Origin of the sequence: Collinsella sp. SGI.033, from assembly GCF_050315135.1 — a bacterium.
Taxonomy (GTDB): domain Bacteria; phylum Actinomycetota; class Coriobacteriia; order Coriobacteriales; family Coriobacteriaceae; genus Collinsella.
In genome coordinates this window covers 111,074-127,850 of sequence record NZ_JBNPOK010000003.1, presented here as the reverse complement: position 1 = coordinate 127,850, position 16,777 = coordinate 111,074, and the positions used below count along the sequence as shown (strand labels likewise).

Sequence of the window (16,777 nt, the reverse complement as noted above, 5' to 3'; positions counted from 1 at the left end):
ACTTATTTAGGAGATGAGTCAGAGGGCGCCGAGGAGGATGGCGTAGGTTGTGGATTCTCCGAGCCTGAGCTCGTCACCGGGGTTCAGCTGAGCGGAGCGGCCGGGCTCGACCTGGGTGCAGACGTTCGTCGCGCCGTTTACCACCACGGTTCCGTTGGTGGACGACAGGTCCTCGACGTACCAGACATTTTGGTCATCGCACCACACGTGGGCATGGCGAGCCGAAACGTCATCGCCCACATCGGTGATATCACCCTCCCCCGTCGCCAGCGCGCCGATCTCGACGCCCTCCTCACTCGGCTGAATCCAGCGCGGGGCGCTCACCACGTAGCCGTTTTGCACGCGCAGCAGTCCCAACGGGTGCGCAGGCGCCGCCTCGTGCTCGCCCGTGACCGTCGAGGTGCTCAGCGAGCGCGGCGTCGACGTGGCGCCGCCACAGGTCGCATGAGCGTAGTCGAGGGCATAGGTCACCGACGAGCGGACATCTGCCGAGCAGCCCACGGCGACAAACAGCACCAGGATGGCCTCGGCGCGCTCGGCGGGCATGAGCTCAGCCGCCTGCGACAGGCGCTCGAGCGCATTGCGATAGAGATTCGTGTCCTGATGGCATTCCTCGAGTGCCCGCACCATGGGCTCGCCAGCGGGGCCGCACACCATGTTGGTCACGGCCGTGGCGTCCATGGGATTGCGGCGGCGCAGGGCCAGCTGCGACATAATGCGCGCGGCCGAGGTGCCGTAATCGGCAAAATAACGTTCCTGCAGCGTGCCGACCGGCGCGCGCACGATAAAGCGCGAAACCCAAGAGCGATCGGCAGCACGGCTCTGCGGACTACGGCCGTCGACGAGCGGGCGGCTCGAGAGTACCAGGCCGCACAGTTCGATATGGCTCAGGTGCGCTGCGCGCTTAAAGATGTCAAACATTGCCCCGCACGGGGTGAGCTCAGCTTGAGAAGCCATGGCTTAGCCCTCCTTGGTCGCAGAGATAGTGTCGGATACTTCGGCCGGCCCGCCAAAGGCGCGAGCAGCCGCGGCTCCGCCGGCAAGCGGCGTCGCCATGGAAATTTTCGCACGTCGCGCTGACACGACGGGAAGCTCAAAGGCAAACCCCATCGCCAGCAAAAACCACGTGAGCGCATAGGTTGCAATTAAGGCGGCAACGAAGCCGCTCGCTACGGCGCGCTGGGAAAACACGGTGCATGCAACCGCGATCAGCACCGGAACCTCGCAGGCAGAAAGCGCCAGTACGCCTTGCAGGAACCCCGTGCGACGATCGTGTGCCATGGCGCCGGCAGCGATGCCCACCATGCCCGGCGGTGCCAACGCCAGTGCGGCGATAATGGCCGGCAGCTTCCCGGACCACATAAGCGGTCCTACGACGAGCGTCACATGGGCGCCCGACGCCAACAGCGCAGCTGATACCACGACCACAGCCCAAAGCACGCCGCATACCGCCGTCGCACCAACCATCGCCGCACGCCGGGCCGTGTGCCCCGATACCTCCATCGGGCACGGCATGAGCGGCTCGGCCCGAAGCGAGCGGGCGACATTTTGCGCATAGTGGTCGCAAAATGCCGAGAGCGCCGCCTCCACCGCAGCCGGCTCGGGACGATCTTCCTGATGGCAGGACAGGCAGGCCATGACCACGTCGAACAACTGGGCATCGACAAACGCCAGCGCATCGCGCAGATCCTCGGAATTTGGATCGAGTCCCAGCTGCTGAGCCTGTTCGGCCGCGGCAAGTGCCACATCGGGCTCGCGTCGCAGCAGTTGCGTCAAGTCGCAGCCGGGCGCGTGGGCGCCAACGGGATAATCGGGCAGCGTATCCATCTTGAGGCGATAAGGGCTGGCGATATCGCACGTCTTTTTGCGCGAGCCCGAAGTACCCGACGCACCCGGCGCTACTTCGTACGGCGCGACACCGGCGATGAGCTCGTAGACCGTACTCGCCGCTGCATACACATCGATTGCCGGCGACATGCGAAGCATGCGCAGGTCGGGGATATCGTCGGTGAGCATCTCGGGCGGGGCGTAGGCCACCGTCGCGCGGCGCAACGTGGCATAGCGCTCGGTAAACGACGCCTTGCCGCCGGTGCCGGCCACCGCAGAGGCGGGCTCGAGCGCCAGCGAAGAGCCAAAGTCGATCAAGCACAGGTCGAAGGTGCCTTCGGCAAGCTGTCGGTCGAGCGGCAGGCGCGCCGTGCGCACCATAATATTAGCGGGCGAGATATCGCGATGGACGAACCCCTCGCCTACCAAGCTCATGCGGCAGAGCAGATCGAACAGGTCGCGACCCAGGCGCGCCGCCAGGAGCGGCGACAGACGCCCGGCATCGTCCACGGCAAGGCGCGAGCGCAGGCGAGCGAGCGTCTCGCCCTCGACCCACTCCATGACAATCGCGGGCACGCCGTCAACCTCGCCCCATCCATACAGGCGGGGAAAGCCTCTAAGGCCCGAAAGGGCGCGATGGCATTCATATTCCTCGCGAAACGCCGCCTTGAACTTGGTGACCAGCGCCTCGTGGGCGACATCGTCATCAAATTCGTCGCGCGTTGGTAAGATGAGCTGCTTGAGTGCCACGGCCTCGCCCTGCGCGTTGACGGCACGCGTCACACGGCCGATACCGCCGCGGCGCATGGTGGCGTCATCGGCAAACAGCATCGTAAAACGGCGCAGGTAGGCGGGAAGCTCGTCCGGGCCCAGCGCAATGGCGGGCTCAAACCCTCCAACGCGCGCCAGGCGCAGGCCCACCATGGGATCACGGCTGAGCGACTGGGTTGCCACAGAAGCAAGGCTATTCGTCATAGGGCGATCGCCGCCACTTTGGTATTGAAGTTGTTGAGCGCGACGTCGTCATCGCCATAATGCCCCACCCATTGGCACAGATTGGTGTAGCAACCCCATAGGTTGGCGTATTGCTGATACCACTTTGACTTGGGAGAAAACGTTTGCCGGCCAAACTCGGCACGGATGACAAACATATCGTTGGCCAGGCTGTCGCACGGTCCGGTATCGCCCGTAGCGTTATAGGTCGAAACCACGCTGTTGGCGCGGGCGACATAGCCATCGAGCATGTTGTATTTGGTCACGAGCCAGCTGTGAATACTCTCCTCCTCGGCAGCCGAGAGACCACCCGAGCCCGTGTCGCCGCCGGCACCGCCGTCCGTCGAGCCATCACTCGAAGATCCACCGCCAGAGGCGGAGCCCGAACCGGAACCGCCGCCCGACGAATCGGAGCTGGAGCCAGACGAACCCGAACCGCCGGGCTGGCCTGCCTGTTGGGCGTCCTGCCCCTTCTGCTGCTCGGCCTTATTGACGACAGAAGCCACACTGTTGTTGGAAAGCTTCGTAATGACCTTGGTGTTGGTGAGCACGATGGTCTTGCCGTTTGCCAGCGTGACCTCGTTGTCCGATGTTTCTGGACTGTCCGCATCGTCGCCACCGAACACAACATGCGAGACCACGCTCGCCCACGCATATCCGGTTGTCGTTCCCAAGTCGCTTTTGGCCTTGCGCCCAATATGCAGCTCGCGCGCAGCATGCGCCTGTACCATGGACGGCACCGTCATGCCATAAGCCGAAACACCGGCTATGACCAGCACGAGCGAGCAAGACAGCAGCACGTACGCCCGAGGCGCCAGGCCCAGCCGGCGTCGAATGCGCACCGCGGCGCCATGCTTTGTCTGAGTGCTAGCGGGCCGCATGCGTTCTCCTCCAACAAAAACACGCCGCTTAAAAGCGGCGCATTCTTTCATATCCACATTTGAGTGTATCAGCGAACCCAAAAGGTTGTGCAACGAATGGGCAAATACGAGGTGCGAGTGGACCCATCCACGCGATAAGCGGATGAAAAGCAGGTTTGTTGTACAACAAATGCATGAACGCGTGCCCAATTATGAGCGCCCCGTGCGGCAGGCCGACGGGACATGCCGCGGAGCTGACGCCGCCTAGATCGCACGACGGGCCTCGATAGCACGGCCGAGCGTAAGCTCGTCAGCATACTCCAGGTCGCCTCCCACGGGCAGGCCGCTCGCCAGACGCGACACCTCGACGCCCAGAGGCTTGATGGTGCGGGCAAGGTAGCTCGCCGTGGTCTCGCCCTCAATGTTGGGGTTGGTGGCGATAATGACCTCGTGGATGTCCTCGTGGCCCAAGCGCGCCAGCAACTCGCGGATGTGCAGCTGCTCGGGGCCGATCTTGTCCATGGGGCTGATCACGCCGCCCAGCACGTGGTAGAGGCCGTGGTAGCTGCCCGTGCGCTCAATCGCCTGGACATCGCGCGGCTCACCCACCACGCAGATGCGGGTGGTGTCGCGCATCGAGTCTTGGCAGATGGAGCACTCGTCAGCGGTGGCGTAATTAAAGCAGCGGCTGCAAAAATGCACTTCCTGCTTAACCTCTAGAATGGCCTCGGCCAGGCGGCGCGCCTCCTCGGCGTCAGCCTCGAGCAGGTAGTAGGCGATGCGCTGGGCCGATTTGGGGCCAATGCCCGGCAGACGGCCCAGCTCATCGAGCAGTTTTTGCAGACTATGGTTGGCACTCATATATGTGCGCGTCTTAGAACGGCATGCCCGGGATGTTGAGGCCGCCGGCGATGGCGCCCATCTGCTTGTTGGCGAGCTCGTTGACGCCGCGGACGGCCTCGTTGACGGCAGCCATAATCATGTCCTGCAGCATATCGACGTCCTCGGGATCGAGCGCATCGGGGTCGATGGTGAGGTTGACGAGCTCCATCTCGCCGTTAACGGTCACCTTGACCATGCCGCCGCCGGCAGAAGCGTCGACGGTCTGGGACTTGAGGTTCTCCTGCGCGGCGGCAAGCTGCTCCTGCATCTTGCGGGCCTGCTTCATCATCTGCTGCATGTTCATACCGGCCATGATGGCTCCTTTACGTGTGGTCGTGCGACAAGCTGCAAGGGCAGCCGGGCACGGCGGGACTTTCAAACTCAAAAATCGTACCACGGCGCGGGGCAAACGAGCGAGGCGGTCGCGCTAACTCAGTCGATGTACATGTCCTCTAGCGTGACGCGCCGCGCAAGACTATGCAAGGTTGAATTATGCAAGGTCTCACAACTCGGCGTATATACCCGCCCGCATAGTTACTCCACCGGCTTGAAGATAGTGGACTGGCCAAAGACACTACGCATGAGGGCTTTGGCCTCGTCCTCGGTCTGCGGGATGCCCGGGGCTGCGCCCTGGTGACCGAAAGGACTGCCGGCACCGGGGTTGGACTCCCAAGGGGCAGCGAGGGCGTCGTCACTTGCAGGAGCGGACGTCGCAGCCGCGGGAGCTGCGGCCGAAGCGGCAGGGCTGGGCGCAGGCGCCGCGGCAGGCATGCCGAACGGAGGAAGATCTTCCCCGTTCGCATCGCCGGCGAAGCCGCCGACCATGGCGTCGTCGTAGGGTACCTGCTCGGATTCCCATGGCGCAGCCTGTACAGACGGCTGAATCTTGGGAGCAGACGCGCACTCGGGCACTCGGGGCGCGGGCTCGGTCGGGAGCTTGCCCGTGGCAGGAGCACCGGCAGGGTTGTCGGAGCGCAGCCAAGGGGCCTTGGCCAGGTCGGATGACTTTGGTGCAGGCGCGGCAGCGGGCTTGGACGCGGGGACCGGAGCAGCCGGTTTGGACACGGCGGGTTCAGTCACCGACGGGATCGGTGCCGCTACCGGTGCCGCTTTTGGCTGCGTCGCGCTGGCGCTCAAGGATGCAGGGGGCGCCGAGGACACGGGTTGCGGGTCCGCAGATGCCGCAGCCCGTGCAGATGGAGAATGCTCCTCATGTTGAGGAGCCGGCCTGACACCCCCATCCAGGACATAGTCGACGGTGCGACGACCGAAGACCGCACTGACTGTCGGCAAAAACACTGCCTGTGTATCAGCACGCCCGAGCATCTTGATAGCAAATGCCGTAGGGAACAAGACCGTGAGCTTAGAACCATCGTCTGCCGTAGCGCGAGCGTTCAACAGGAGAGCCGCATAAGAAGGTTGTTGGGCCTTGACGCGCTCGACGACCTCGGCCCATTTGCGCTGCAGCTCTCCGGCGTTCTCGACCGCAGGGGTCTCGGCGGCGCCGGCGGCAGCGACCTGAGCGGCAGTGTTGGGCTGGGGCTTAGGCGCCGGCGCAGCGGCAGGTGCAGGAGCCGAAGCGGCGGTGGGCTGGGGCATCGGAGCCGGGGCAGGCTGAGGCGCAGGCGCAGCGGGCTTGGGGGCCGGCGCGGGCTGGGCCGCCGGAGCGGCGGCGCCGCGATCCCAGGGCATGCCGCCCTGGCGCGCGGGCGTAGCAGTGGGAGCGGCAGATGCCACAGGGGCAGCAGCTCGGGCACCCGAGATCAGCGTCGGTTGTTGTGTCGCCACAGGTGCAGCCGCGACAGCCGCAGGCGCAGCACTAGCAGCAGCCACGCTCGCCGGCACCGCGGCGTTGGCGACCATGGCCTCCAAGCGTGCCACGCGCTCGGCCAGGGCCTCAATGGTCAGATCGGCCTCGGGACGTGCCAGGCGCGTGCAGGCGATCTCGAGCACCAGGCGCACGTCGCTCGCACCCCTCATCTCCAACGCGGCATCGTCGAGCACTGTCAGCACGCGGGCCAGACGGTCGGCCGGATGCCCGCCAAAGGCAGCGGCCTCGGCAGCAAGCGCCTCGGCCTGCTCGGCCCCGCCCTCAAACAGCTCGCCACGGGTACCGGCAACGCAGGCCACATACACGTCGCGCACGTGCGCCACCAGGTCGCGCGTCAGCTCAAGCAGGTCATTGCCCTCCTCGACCTGTGCGCGAATGAGCCCATAGAGTCCAGCAATATCACGCTCGGCGATGGCACGGGCAAACTCGCCCAGGATCTGGTCCGAAACCTCGCCCAAAAGCGAGCGGGCATCGTCCGCATGCACGGCGCCGTTGCCAAAAACGCTCAGCTGCTCCAGCGTGGAAAGCGCGTCGCGCATGCCGCCCTTGGCATGGCGCGCCACGATGGCCAGCGCCTCGTCGTCGTAATCGAAGCCCTCCTGCTCGCACACGTAGGACAGGCGATGCTCGATATCCTCGTTGCCGATGCGGTGGAAATCGAAGCGCTGGCAGCGCGAGAGGATGGTCTCCAGAATCTTTTGCGGATCGGTGGTGCACAACACAAAGATCACGTGCGCCGGCGGCTCCTCGAGCGTCTTGAGCAGCGCGTTGAACGCCGCCGTCGTGAGCATATGGACCTCGTCGATGATATAGATCTTGTACTTGCCACGCACCGGGGCAAAGTTAACGGAGTTGATGATCTCCTCGCGCACATTGTCCACGCCCGTACGGCTTGCGGCATCGAGCTCGTAGACATCGGGGTGGTTGCCCTCGGCGATGAGCTCGCACTCTTCGCAAGTGCCGTCGGGCATGCAGCCGCTTGCGCCCTCGGCGCGCGCCGCCTCGGCATTGCGGCATAGCAGCGCCTTGGCCAGAATGCGCGCCATGGTGGTCTTGCCCGTGCCGCGCGGTCCGCAGAACAGGTACGCGTGGGACAGGCGTCCCTCGGTGATGGCGTGCTCGAGCGTCGAGACGATATGCTGCTGGCCCACCACGGAGTCGAAGGTGAGCGGGCGATACTTTCGGTACAACGATTCCATGGGTGCTCCCCCGGGTATACTGAGTTTTGTTGCCGCGACGGCCATGCGGTCGCACGGCATACTGCACTCATAATAACCCGTACGGCGAGCCCGCCGCGATAGGAGTCCAAAGAGCATGGCAGACGCAGAGAGCAACCTCGTTCCCTCCGAAGCAGCCGACCAGGTCGAGGTCGCGCTCGAGAAGCAGGCAGCAGCCGACGACGGCATCCTGTACCTCAACGAGTATCAGTACGAAAACGACCTCGTCACCGACTTCGCCCGCTTGGTCGCCTCGCCCAGGCGTCGCGGCTCGCTGTATGTCGCCGCGGCAATTGCCGCGCTGCTCGGCATCGGCATGTTGGTGGCCGGCGGCAACTGGATCAAGTTTGGCGTCGTCCTGATCGTGTTCGGCGCCTTTTTGGCCTGGTGGAGCAAAAACCTGCACCACACGCTCGCCCGCGACTTTATCGACGCCGTCGAGGCCGACAAGTCCATGGGAGGCCGCTATCGCCGCGTCGCCGCCAACGAGGACGGCTTGATGGTATGGGGCAAGAGCGGCAAGTCGCAGTTCTTCCCGTTTGAGAAGCTCGACCACGTACTCGACGGCGAGCGCATCTTTGTTGCCATGTTCGCAGACCAGGGCGTGACGATCCCCAAGGACACCTTTGTTCGCGGCGACGCCGAGCAGTTTGGCTCCTTCCTTAAGGCGCGCATCAACAAAAAGCTCCGCATTGAGACCAAGAAGAAGAAAATGAAGGCCGAGAAGGCTGCAGCCGAGGCCAAGCAGGGAGACAAGGCAGACAAGCCCCAGGACAACAAGGGCAAGCAGTGCAAGCAGAAGAAGGGCAAGAAGAAGCGCTAAGGCCAAGTCAGACAGGCAGCCTCGCATCCCGCTATCCTCCCCATGCACCAGAGCGTGCTACACTAGCAGCATCTATGCCACCGCGAATGGCTCGGCCCCGCGCCCGCCGCTCGCAAACGAACTTTAAACGCACGAGGGTTGGCCATGCCGCTTTTCTCGCAACATACCGCCCGGTTCTCGCCGGACGTCCCTTTGGAGGGCACCAGCTCTCGCGAGCTGCTCAAGCGGTACCAGCCGCTCGAGACGCTTGCGACCGGCGGTTTTGGCTCCATCGAGATTTGCCGCGACACGCACCTGCGTCGTCGCGTGGCCATTAAGCGCATCCCTCTTATCAACGGCTCCGGCATACCCGCCAGCGACATCATGGATGTACTGCGCGAGGCACATACCGCCGCCATGCTTCAACATCCCAATATCGTGCAGGTTATCGACTTTACGCATGACACCGCCTATGCCTACCTGGTCATGGAGTATGTCGACGGCATGTCGCTGGCCGAGTTTTTGCATCGCGTGGACGGCCACTCGCTCACCTTTGACGAGGCAGCGACCATTGCCGACGCGTTGGGTCAGGCGCTCACCTTTGCCCATGCAAACGGCGTGCTTCATCTGGACATAAAGCCCGCCAATGTGCTCATTGACCACTCGGGCAATGTAAAGCTCACCGACTTTGGCATGGCGCGGCTGTCATCTGCCGGCGGCTTTGGCGGATCGCGCGGCGGCACCATCGGCTACATGCCGCCCGAACAACTCGATATCGAGACCGGCACGGTCGACGAGCGCGCCGATGTCTTTGCCCTTGCCTGCGTGATCTACGAGGGCCTGTGCGGCAGCGCCCCCTTTATGGCGGCAACGCCTGCCGACTCGCTCGACCGCATCATCGGCGGCGCCACCTACCCCAGCGAGCTGATCCCGCACTTTCCCCCGGGAGCCGAGGCAGCGCTCATGAGCGCCCTCTCCCCTATGCCGCAAGACCGCCCCGATAGCATCGAGGCATTCTGCGACCAACTCCTTGCCGGCTTGGGGAGCGTGCGCGAAGGCCGTCGCAGCTTGGAGCAGATGGTAAGCGAGCTTTCGGACGACGAGCACGCAGCAGACGATATGGAGTCGCTGCCTTACGAGGATAACGCCATCGAAGTCGACCCCGCGCTCGGTTGGGCGGGCACGCGCTGGAGCTGCGCGCGCGATTACACCATGCGCGGTATCTCGGCGCTAACGTGTGCAACCTTCAGCTTTTTGCTTATGCAGACAGCGGGCGTCGCGGCGCTTCCCGGGCTGGTCGCCGCGGCCATCGCTATTGGCGCGGCGGCAGGCTTGGCACCGCAGATCGGCTCGGCTATCTCGGCCGTGGGCTTTTTGGTGCTCATGGCCAACGCCACCATGCAGGCGCAGGGCATCCTGTCGATGCTGCCGGTCGCGGTCATTTTTGCCGCCGCCATGTCCGGATGGTGGATTGCCTGGGGACGCACCGAAGCGGCCGCGAGCGCGGCACTCACCTGCGCGCTTGCGCTAGGTTGTCTAACCGGCGACGCCATCCTTGCCGCCGGGGCCGCCGCGGGCTTCGCGGCGTTTTGGCTCGGCCCGGCAAGCGCCGCTGCCGCCACGGGTATAGGCGCGCTTTTTGCCCGCCTGGCCGCAGCTGCCCTCCCTACGGGAGGCGTGCTGGGGCTTGGCAATGTCGCCGCAGCGCTGGGCGACGCGTTCCTCTGGGCCGCCTTCGCACTGATTTCAGCAGCAGCCGCGGCAACGTCGCTGCTGCTCAATGCCCATGCCAAGCGCGCCGAGCAGGGGTCAAACCTCGCCGCCATCGTCGCAATTGCCGTCGCCGGTATCGGCTCGGCCGTATCGTTTTGTCTTGCACACCATATGGAAATTGCCAGCCTTGCGGGCACGGTCGTCGCCAAGGCGGCGGTTGCGGGAATCCTATCCTCTATAATCGTTGGGATATGCCTGTATTTGCTCGGATACCAAAGAACCTATACGGAGAGTGATCTTTCGTGAACTTCCTGAACATCTTCGAGGACCACGTGGCCGGCATCTTCGGTGCCACCCGTGCCCCGTTCTCCTTTAAGAAGCTTGCCAAGCAGGCTGCTCGCGACATGGAGGATCAAACTCTGGTGATCAACGGCGTCAACACCGCGCCGGCGCTCTATACCATCCTGATCGCCACCGATGACGATCCCATGCTTGCCCCGTTCTATCCCGAGCTTTCGCGCGAGGTGCGCGAGTTTGTGAAGGCGCAGGCCGAAAAACGCCGCTACGTCTTTGTCGGCGAGCCCCTTGTTCGCTTTATGATCGACCCTCAGCTGCGCGCCGGCAAGTTCTCGGTCTTTGCCGAGAACGTCGACGCTCCCACGCTCGGCCGTCTGTACGAGGAAGAGCGCGCCTATCAAAATGGCCTGGGACAGAACAGCTCGGCCACAAGCCGTGCCGCAAGCGCCCCCCGCGCCGGTCAGCAGCAGTTTGCATCGCCGCAGCAACACCCGGCCGCCATGCCCCAGCAGCAGCCGACACCCCGCGCTGTCACTCCCGACCCGCTCGCTGTGGCCGACCCCTTTGCACCCAATGTCCCCGATCCCGCAGCCCCCATCCCTGTGCCGCAAACCGTCTCGCGCGACGCACTTGCCGGTATGGGCGGAGCGGCTGCCACTGGCGCCGCCGTGGGCCTTGGCGCTGCGACCAGCATCGCCTCCAACATGGCAAGTCCCCGCGCCCCGCAGCGTCCGCTCGCCCAACTCGTCGACGTCGTGAGCGGCGAGAGCCACAACATCACCTCCGCGCAGGTGACCATCGGTCGTGAGCGCTCGGTATCCGACATCGCCCTGCGCGACCCCAACGTGTCGCGCCGTCATGCCCAGCTCACCTTTACCGGCTCTGACTGGTCGATCGAGGACCTCAACTCCACCAACGGCACGCTCGTCAACAACCGCCGCATCACGCGCTGCCCGCTGCGCAACGGCGATCTGCTAACGTTTGGCCTGAGCACCTTTGAATTTAGGGGTTAATCGCTTATGAACATCGATATCGTCCTTTTTGCAGGCCGCATCGTACTGGTCGTCCTGCTTTATATCTTCTTGTTCGCCGTCATGAAGACCGGCGTGGGGCTCGTGCGCGGCCAGCGCCGCGACTCTGCCATCTGGACGATCGATGTGGACAAGGGCCCGCGCGGCATTCGCGGTATTCACGTGGATATGCTTGGCCCCGTCATCGTCGGTCGTTCGCCGTCATCTGACATCTGCATCAACGAGCCGTTTGTCTCTGCCTCGCATGCGCGTTTTTCGCTGCAGGGCCCGGCACTTATTATCGAGGACCTCAACTCGCTCAACGGCACCCTTGTTAACGGCCGCCAGCTGGTGGAGCCCGCAACGCTGCGCGAGGGCGACGAAGTCCAGATTGGCGACGTGGTCATGAAGGTGAACCGTCGATGATCGACGAGGAGAACAAGTCCGCAACCATGTCCGAGGCACTGGCTGCCCCCGCGGCCGTGCCGGCTCATGCCGCCCCGGCGGGCCCTGCGCCCGTGGAGCCCGAGGACACCGTGTTCTCCCTGCCTCTTTCGCATGTAACGCAAGACCATCCGATGCCCACCGATGGCCAGGATGAAGATAATTCCACCGATGCCCCCATCGGCGCGCACGCCGTTGCCGATCAACCTTCGGCACCGGAAACTACACCTGCGCCGGCCCACTTTGCCGAGTCTGTCGCCGCGGCAATCGATGAGAGTGCCGCGGTGTTTTTGGCCCCCGAGCCCACGGCACCGGTGTTTCCCGTAGTTCCAGCACCCACCGCAGCGCCCGAGCCCGCATCTACACCGGCACCCGCGGCGGCATCCTCCCCCGCGGCCGCATCGGCGCCCGAGGCCGTGCAGCCTACGGCCGAAGAGATGCCCGTCGCAGCGACGGAGGACGCCTCTCAGCCCCACAGCACGCCCGCGCCCGCACACTTCGCGGCACCCGAGCCCGCAGCCGTCGCCCCGCAAGACGAAGAGCCTGCCGACCACACAACCGAAGTGCCCGCCACGTCTAAAGTCGACGACCCGAGCAACGAGGCCAACGCCGTCTCGCCCGGCGACACGGCCGAGATTGATGTCGCCGCCGTGGAGGCCAAGCTCAAGGACCCTGGTTCGACCATGAGTTTTGAGCCGCTGGCCGACGAGCGCATCGAGACCGATTCGACCTACGATGCCGGCACCACCACGCAACTCATGTGGGGCGCCCGCTCCGATGTTGGCTGCGTGCGTCCGCACAACGAGGACTCCTACCTGGTACAGTCGCCGCTCTTTTGCGTGTGCGACGGCATGGGTGGTCACGCCGCCGGCGAGGTAGCCTCCTCCATCGCGGTCGAGACCATCGCCAAGACGGCGCCACAGGCTGCCGACGCCGCGCGCCTAGCCGCAGCCGTCGAAGCTGCCAACGCCGCCGTCATCGAGGCCGCACTCAACGGCCTGGGCAAGCCCGGTATGGGCTGCACGGCAACCTGCGCCTATATCGAAAACGACATGCTCGCCATCGCCCACGTGGGCGACTCGCGCGCCTACCTGCTCCACGAGGGCACGCTCATCCGCGTGACCCGCGACCACTCCTATGTGGAGGAGCTCGTGGACGCTGGCGAAATTACGGCCGACGAGGCGCGCGTCCATCCCAACCGCTCGGTTATCACACGTGCGCTGGGTTCGGACCCCGCCATGTATGCCGACCACTTTACCCTGCACATCGAAGAGGGCGACCGCCTGATCCTGTGCTCGGACGGCCTTTCGAGCATGATTCCCGATAGCGAAATCGAAAACATCGCCACGCAATCGTCTACGGCGCAGATTTGCGTCGACAACCTGGTGGACGCCGCGCTCGCTGCCGGCGGCCACGACAACGTGACGGTAGTCGTTGTGGACCTGGTCGACGACGGCGTCATGCGCGAGGCGAAGCGTGTTCGCCGCCGCAACGTCACCATTGCCGCCATCCTGGGCATCGCTTTTGTGCTGGCGGCAGCCATCTGGGCCTACGCGGGCGTCACCGGCTCGTATTACCTGGGCACCTACAAGGACACCGTCGCGGTCTACCGGGGCATTCCCGGCAAGCCGCTCGGCCTTAAGCTGCACTGGCTCGAGAGCACGACCGCCATCAAGCTATCCGACCTACCCGAAGACACGCAGAATCGCCTGAAAGCAGGCATTCCGCAAACGAGTGTCGACGACGCGCAGGACACTATCTCCAAGTACCGTCATCAAATCGATGAGGAACAGACCCGCCAGGTGATCGACGCGCAAACGATTCGCGACAACACCGACCAGGAATCGACTTCCAAATCGAATTCCGAAAAAACCGCCGAACAGTCCGCCGAGGCCGAAGCCTCCGATAAGAATTAGAAAGGGAGTGCCGCTTATGAGTCGCCGCAACACCGAAATGCTCTTGCTCATCGCCTCGGCGTTCCCCGTCATCCTGCTGTATGCGATGTACGTGCTCACCGCAGGCGCTTCCATCTCGTTTGAAACGCTCGCCGTGCCGATCGGTCTCTTTGCCGCCTTCGCCGCGGCGCATATCGCCGTGCGCATCCTGGCGCCCGGTGCCGATCCGGCCATCCTGCCCATCGTCTTTGTGCTTTCGGGTATCGGCATCACGTTCGTAACGCGTCTGGCACCCGCCCTCGCCATCTCGCAGCTCGTCATTCTGTTTGTCTCGGTGGCACTGATGGTGGGCACGCTCGCGATGATCAAGAATCTCGATGTGGTCATGCGCTACAAGTACACCTTTGGCATCATCGGCATCATCTTGCTGATGCTGCCCATCTTTATCGGCACCACCATTTCGGGCTCCAAGCTGTGGATTCGCATCGCCGGCTTCACCATCCAGCCCGGCGAGTTCGCCAAGATTTTTATCGTATTGTTCTTGGCCGGATACCTAGCCGAGAACCGCGAGCTACTCTCCATCTCCAATCGTAAGATCTTGGGCCTCAAGGTCCCGCGCCTGCGCCTGCTGCTACCGCTGTTCGCTGTGTGGGGTGTATGCCTTCTGGTCGTTGTCTTCGAGCGCGACTTGGGCTCCGCCGTGCTGTTCTACACCATCTTCTTGCTGATGCTCTACGTCGCCACGGGACGTTTCTCGTATGTCGTCATCGGCCTTGCGCTTTTGGCAGTGGGTGCCGTGGGCGCCTACAAGTTCCTGTCGCATGTCCAGGTACGTTTCCAGATCTGGGCCGACCCCTTTAAGGATGCCCAGGGCCAGGGCTACCAGATTGTGCAATCCCTTTTCTCGTTGGCTGACGGCGGTCTTATCGGCGTTGGCATCGGTAATGGCATGGCCAATAACATCCCCGTCGTCGAGTCCGACTTCATTTTCTCGGCCATCGGCGAGGAAATGGGCCTTTTGGGCGGCGGCGCCGTACTCGTCCTGTTTATGCTCTTTGCCGTGCGAGGCCTGACCACGGCCGCCCGCGCTAAGTCCGACCTTGCCGCATTTAGCGCCACGGGCCTCACGGCCGCCATTAGCTTCCAGGCCTTCTTGATCGTTGGCGGCGTTACCCGCCTGATTCCGCTGACCGGCGTCACCCTGCCCTTTATGAGCCAGGGCGGCTCCTCGCTGCTGGCGAGCTTTATCATTGTCGCGCTTTTGCTGCGCGCCGGCGATGAGGCCACCGGTCGCGAAGCCGAGCTCACCGGTACCGGCACCATGGCCGCCATCACTGACGACCAGGTCGCTTCTGCCGCGGCGCATGCCGGCACGCGCTTCGCTTCTTCGTCTTCCTACGGCCGTGGCAGCCACTCCACCGGCTCGCGCATGCGTCGTCGCCTGCTCGATACGCCCGAATCTGGCGTGCTCGGCCGCGTGGCGCTCGCTAACCGCCTAACCCGCGCGGTGTTTGCCTTTACGGCCCTGTTCGCCATCCTCATCGGCAACCTCACCTATGTCCAGGTCATCAAGGCCAAGGATTACCAGGATATGCCGACCAACAATCACACCATCGCCCGTTCCAAGTACATCCAGCGCGGCTCCATCATCACGTCCGACGGCGTGACGCTGGCCGAATCGCTGCAACAGGAGGACGGCACCTACGTACGCTCCTACCCTAACGGCAACCTGGCCGCCCATGTGGTTGGCTATGTGAGCCAGCAGTACGGTACCGCCGGCATCGAGAGCGTGATGAACGACACGCTCACCGGTTCCAAGGATTACTCCAGCTGGAACAACGCCATCGCGTCGCTCGCGGGCCAAAACCAGCCGGGCAACACCGCCAAACTCACCATCGACTCCCGCATCCAGACGGCCGCCGAACAGGCTCTCAAGGGCTTTAAGGGCGCCGTCGTGGTCATGGACCCGCGCACTGGCGCGGTGCTCGCATGCGCCAGCTCGCCCACCTACGACAACACCAACATCGACGCCCTGCTGCAATCGGGCGGCGGTGAGGACGGTTCTATGTACGACCGCGCCATGGACGCCCTCTATACTCCGGGCTCCACGTTTAAGGTCGTCACGCTTTCGGCGGCACTCGAGACCGGCACCGCAAGCCTTTCGAGCACTTATCAGGCGCCCGGTTCCATGGATATCGGCAATGCACCAGTCACCAACTCCGCCAATGAGAGCTACGGCACGATTAGCCTGCAGCAGGCCTTTGCCGTGTCGTCCAACGTCGTCTTTGGTCAGGTGGCAAACGAGGTTGGCGCCAGCTCACTCGTACAGTTCGCCAACGCCTTTGGCTATGGCCAAAAGCTCGGTCAGGACCTAACCGCCGCGGCGTCCATCATGGCCGACCCCTCGCTCATGACCGAGTGGGAAATCGCCTGGGCCGGCGCCGGCCAGCCCGTCGGCATGGACCACACGCCGGGTCCGCAGACCACCGTCATGCAGAACGCCGTTATCGCGGCGGCCATCGCCAACAGCGGCGTCGTCATGGACCCGTTCTTCGTTGCCCAGGTGCTCGCCCCAGACGGAACCGTGGTCAAAACCACGCAGTCCCGCTCACTGGGCCAGGCCGTCAGCGCCACCACGGCCGAACAGGTCAAACAGGCCATGCTCGACGTCGTTCAATCCGGCACCGGCACCGATGCCCAGATTCCGGGCGTCAAGGTTGCCGGCAAGACCGGCTCTGCCGAGACCGTCGGTACCAAAGTCAACTCAATGTTCGTCGGTTTTGCGCCTTACGATTCACCCACGGTCGCCATCTCGGTAGCCTTGGAGGATTACGACAAGCACGATGTCGAGGCGGCAAAGATCGCCGGCATCGTCCTGACCGCGGCGCTTGCCGCCCAGGGAGCGTGATGCCCGTGATTGATGCGCAAGCATGGGGCGTGCCGCGGCCGATAACGCTAGCGGCAATGCGCCACACGGCCCCAGCGGCCTCAAATTTGGTACTACAC

The 16,777-nt window shown here is 64.0% G+C and carries 12 protein-coding genes; 6 read left to right on the top strand and 6 right to left on the bottom strand.

The window, feature by feature from the left end; translation table 11 throughout:
• Positions 1-18: 18 nt before the first annotated feature.
• The 6 genes from ACQRC0_RS02100 to dnaX all read right to left on the bottom strand — a co-directional run bounded on the left by ACQRC0_RS02100 (position 19) and on the right by dnaX (position 7,592).
• A complete protein-coding gene (locus ACQRC0_RS02100; protein ID WP_154518466.1) occupies positions 19-957 on the bottom strand; it encodes an FHA domain-containing protein in 939 nt (312 codons plus the stop codon).
• 3 nt (positions 958-960) lie between these two features.
• Complete coding sequence (locus ACQRC0_RS02095; RefSeq protein ID WP_427727399.1) at positions 961-2,802, bottom strand: serine/threonine protein kinase; 1,842 nt, start codon at positions 2,800-2,802, stop codon at positions 961-963.
• Positions 2,799-3,701, bottom strand: coding sequence for a hypothetical protein (locus ACQRC0_RS02090; protein ID WP_427727397.1), 903 nt, complete (start codon positions 3,699-3,701; stop codon positions 2,799-2,801). Before ACQRC0_RS02090 ends, ACQRC0_RS02095 begins: the two co-directional genes overlap by 4 nt.
• A gap of 243 nt (positions 3,702-3,944) precedes the next feature.
• Positions 3,945-4,541, bottom strand: coding sequence for a recombination mediator RecR (gene recR, locus ACQRC0_RS02085; protein WP_099432550.1), 597 nt, complete (start codon positions 4,539-4,541; stop codon positions 3,945-3,947).
• A 13-nt stretch (positions 4,542-4,554) separates the two neighbouring features.
• On the bottom strand, positions 4,555-4,875 hold the full coding sequence (locus tag ACQRC0_RS02080) for a YbaB/EbfC family nucleoid-associated protein (RefSeq protein ID WP_427719331.1): 321 nt from the start codon (positions 4,873-4,875) through the stop codon (positions 4,555-4,557).
• Positions 4,876-5,096: 221 nt separating this feature from the next.
• A complete protein-coding gene (gene dnaX, locus ACQRC0_RS02075; protein WP_427727395.1) occupies positions 5,097-7,592 on the bottom strand; it encodes a DNA polymerase III subunit gamma/tau in 2,496 nt (831 codons plus the stop codon).
• Between the two features lie 115 nt (positions 7,593-7,707).
• On the opposite strand from dnaX, the gene ACQRC0_RS02070 reads away from it, so the two are divergent.
• The 6 genes from ACQRC0_RS02070 (at position 7,708) to ACQRC0_RS02045 (ending at position 16,679) form a co-directional block, all read left to right on the top strand.
• A complete protein-coding gene (locus ACQRC0_RS02070; protein ID WP_427719328.1) occupies positions 7,708-8,433 on the top strand; it encodes a hypothetical protein in 726 nt (241 codons plus the stop codon).
• Between the two features lie 144 nt (positions 8,434-8,577).
• The gene (locus ACQRC0_RS02065) at positions 8,578-10,431 is read left to right on the top strand and encodes a serine/threonine-protein kinase (RefSeq protein ID WP_427727393.1); all 1,854 of its coding nucleotides are present in this window, start codon (positions 8,578-8,580) and stop codon (positions 10,429-10,431) included.
• Positions 10,428-11,435, top strand: coding sequence for an FhaA domain-containing protein (locus tag ACQRC0_RS02060; protein ID WP_427727391.1), 1,008 nt, complete (start codon positions 10,428-10,430; stop codon positions 11,433-11,435). The genes ACQRC0_RS02065 and ACQRC0_RS02060 overlap by 4 nt, the downstream gene beginning before the upstream one ends.
• Before the next feature lie 6 nt (positions 11,436-11,441).
• A complete protein-coding gene (locus ACQRC0_RS02055) occupies positions 11,442-11,858 on the top strand; it encodes an FHA domain-containing protein (RefSeq protein WP_055250779.1) in 417 nt (138 codons plus the stop codon).
• A complete protein-coding gene (locus ACQRC0_RS02050; RefSeq protein ID WP_427727389.1) occupies positions 11,855-13,792 on the top strand; it encodes a Stp1/IreP family PP2C-type Ser/Thr phosphatase in 1,938 nt (645 codons plus the stop codon). The genes ACQRC0_RS02055 and ACQRC0_RS02050 overlap by 4 nt, the downstream gene beginning before the upstream one ends.
• Positions 13,793-13,808: 16 nt before the next feature.
• On the top strand, positions 13,809-16,679 hold the full coding sequence (locus ACQRC0_RS02045; RefSeq protein ID WP_427727386.1) for an FtsW/RodA/SpoVE family cell cycle protein: 2,871 nt from the start codon (positions 13,809-13,811) through the stop codon (positions 16,677-16,679).
• Positions 16,680-16,777 lie beyond the last annotated feature (98 nt).

Excerpts from the sequence above, each read along its gene's own strand:
- ACQRC0_RS02080 (WP_427719331.1), bottom strand. The coding sequence starts at position 4,875 with ATGGCCGGTATGAACATGCAGCAGATGATGAAGCAGGCCCGCAAGATG.
- recR (WP_099432550.1), bottom strand. The coding sequence starts at position 4,541 with ATGAGTGCCAACCATAGTCTGCAAAAACTGCTCGATGAGCTGGGCCGT.
- ACQRC0_RS02100 (WP_154518466.1), bottom strand. The coding sequence starts at position 957 with ATGGCTTCTCAAGCTGAGCTCACCCCGTGCGGGGCAATGTTTGACATC.
- dnaX (WP_427727395.1), bottom strand. The coding sequence starts at position 7,592 with ATGGAATCGTTGTACCGAAAGTATCGCCCGCTCACCTTCGACTCCGTG.
- ACQRC0_RS02045 (WP_427727386.1), top strand. The coding sequence starts at position 13,809 with ATGAGTCGCCGCAACACCGAAATGCTCTTGCTCATCGCCTCGGCGTTC.
- ACQRC0_RS02055 (WP_055250779.1), top strand. The coding sequence starts at position 11,442 with ATGAACATCGATATCGTCCTTTTTGCAGGCCGCATCGTACTGGTCGTC.
- ACQRC0_RS02070 (WP_427719328.1), top strand. The coding sequence starts at position 7,708 with ATGGCAGACGCAGAGAGCAACCTCGTTCCCTCCGAAGCAGCCGACCAG.
- ACQRC0_RS02090 (WP_427727397.1), bottom strand. The coding sequence starts at position 3,701 with ATGCGGCCCGCTAGCACTCAGACAAAGCATGGCGCCGCGGTGCGCATT.
- ACQRC0_RS02065 (WP_427727393.1), top strand. The coding sequence starts at position 8,578 with ATGCCGCTTTTCTCGCAACATACCGCCCGGTTCTCGCCGGACGTCCCT.
- ACQRC0_RS02095 (WP_427727399.1), bottom strand. The coding sequence starts at position 2,802 with ATGACGAATAGCCTTGCTTCTGTGGCAACCCAGTCGCTCAGCCGTGAT.
- ACQRC0_RS02050 (WP_427727389.1), top strand. The coding sequence starts at position 11,855 with ATGATCGACGAGGAGAACAAGTCCGCAACCATGTCCGAGGCACTGGCT.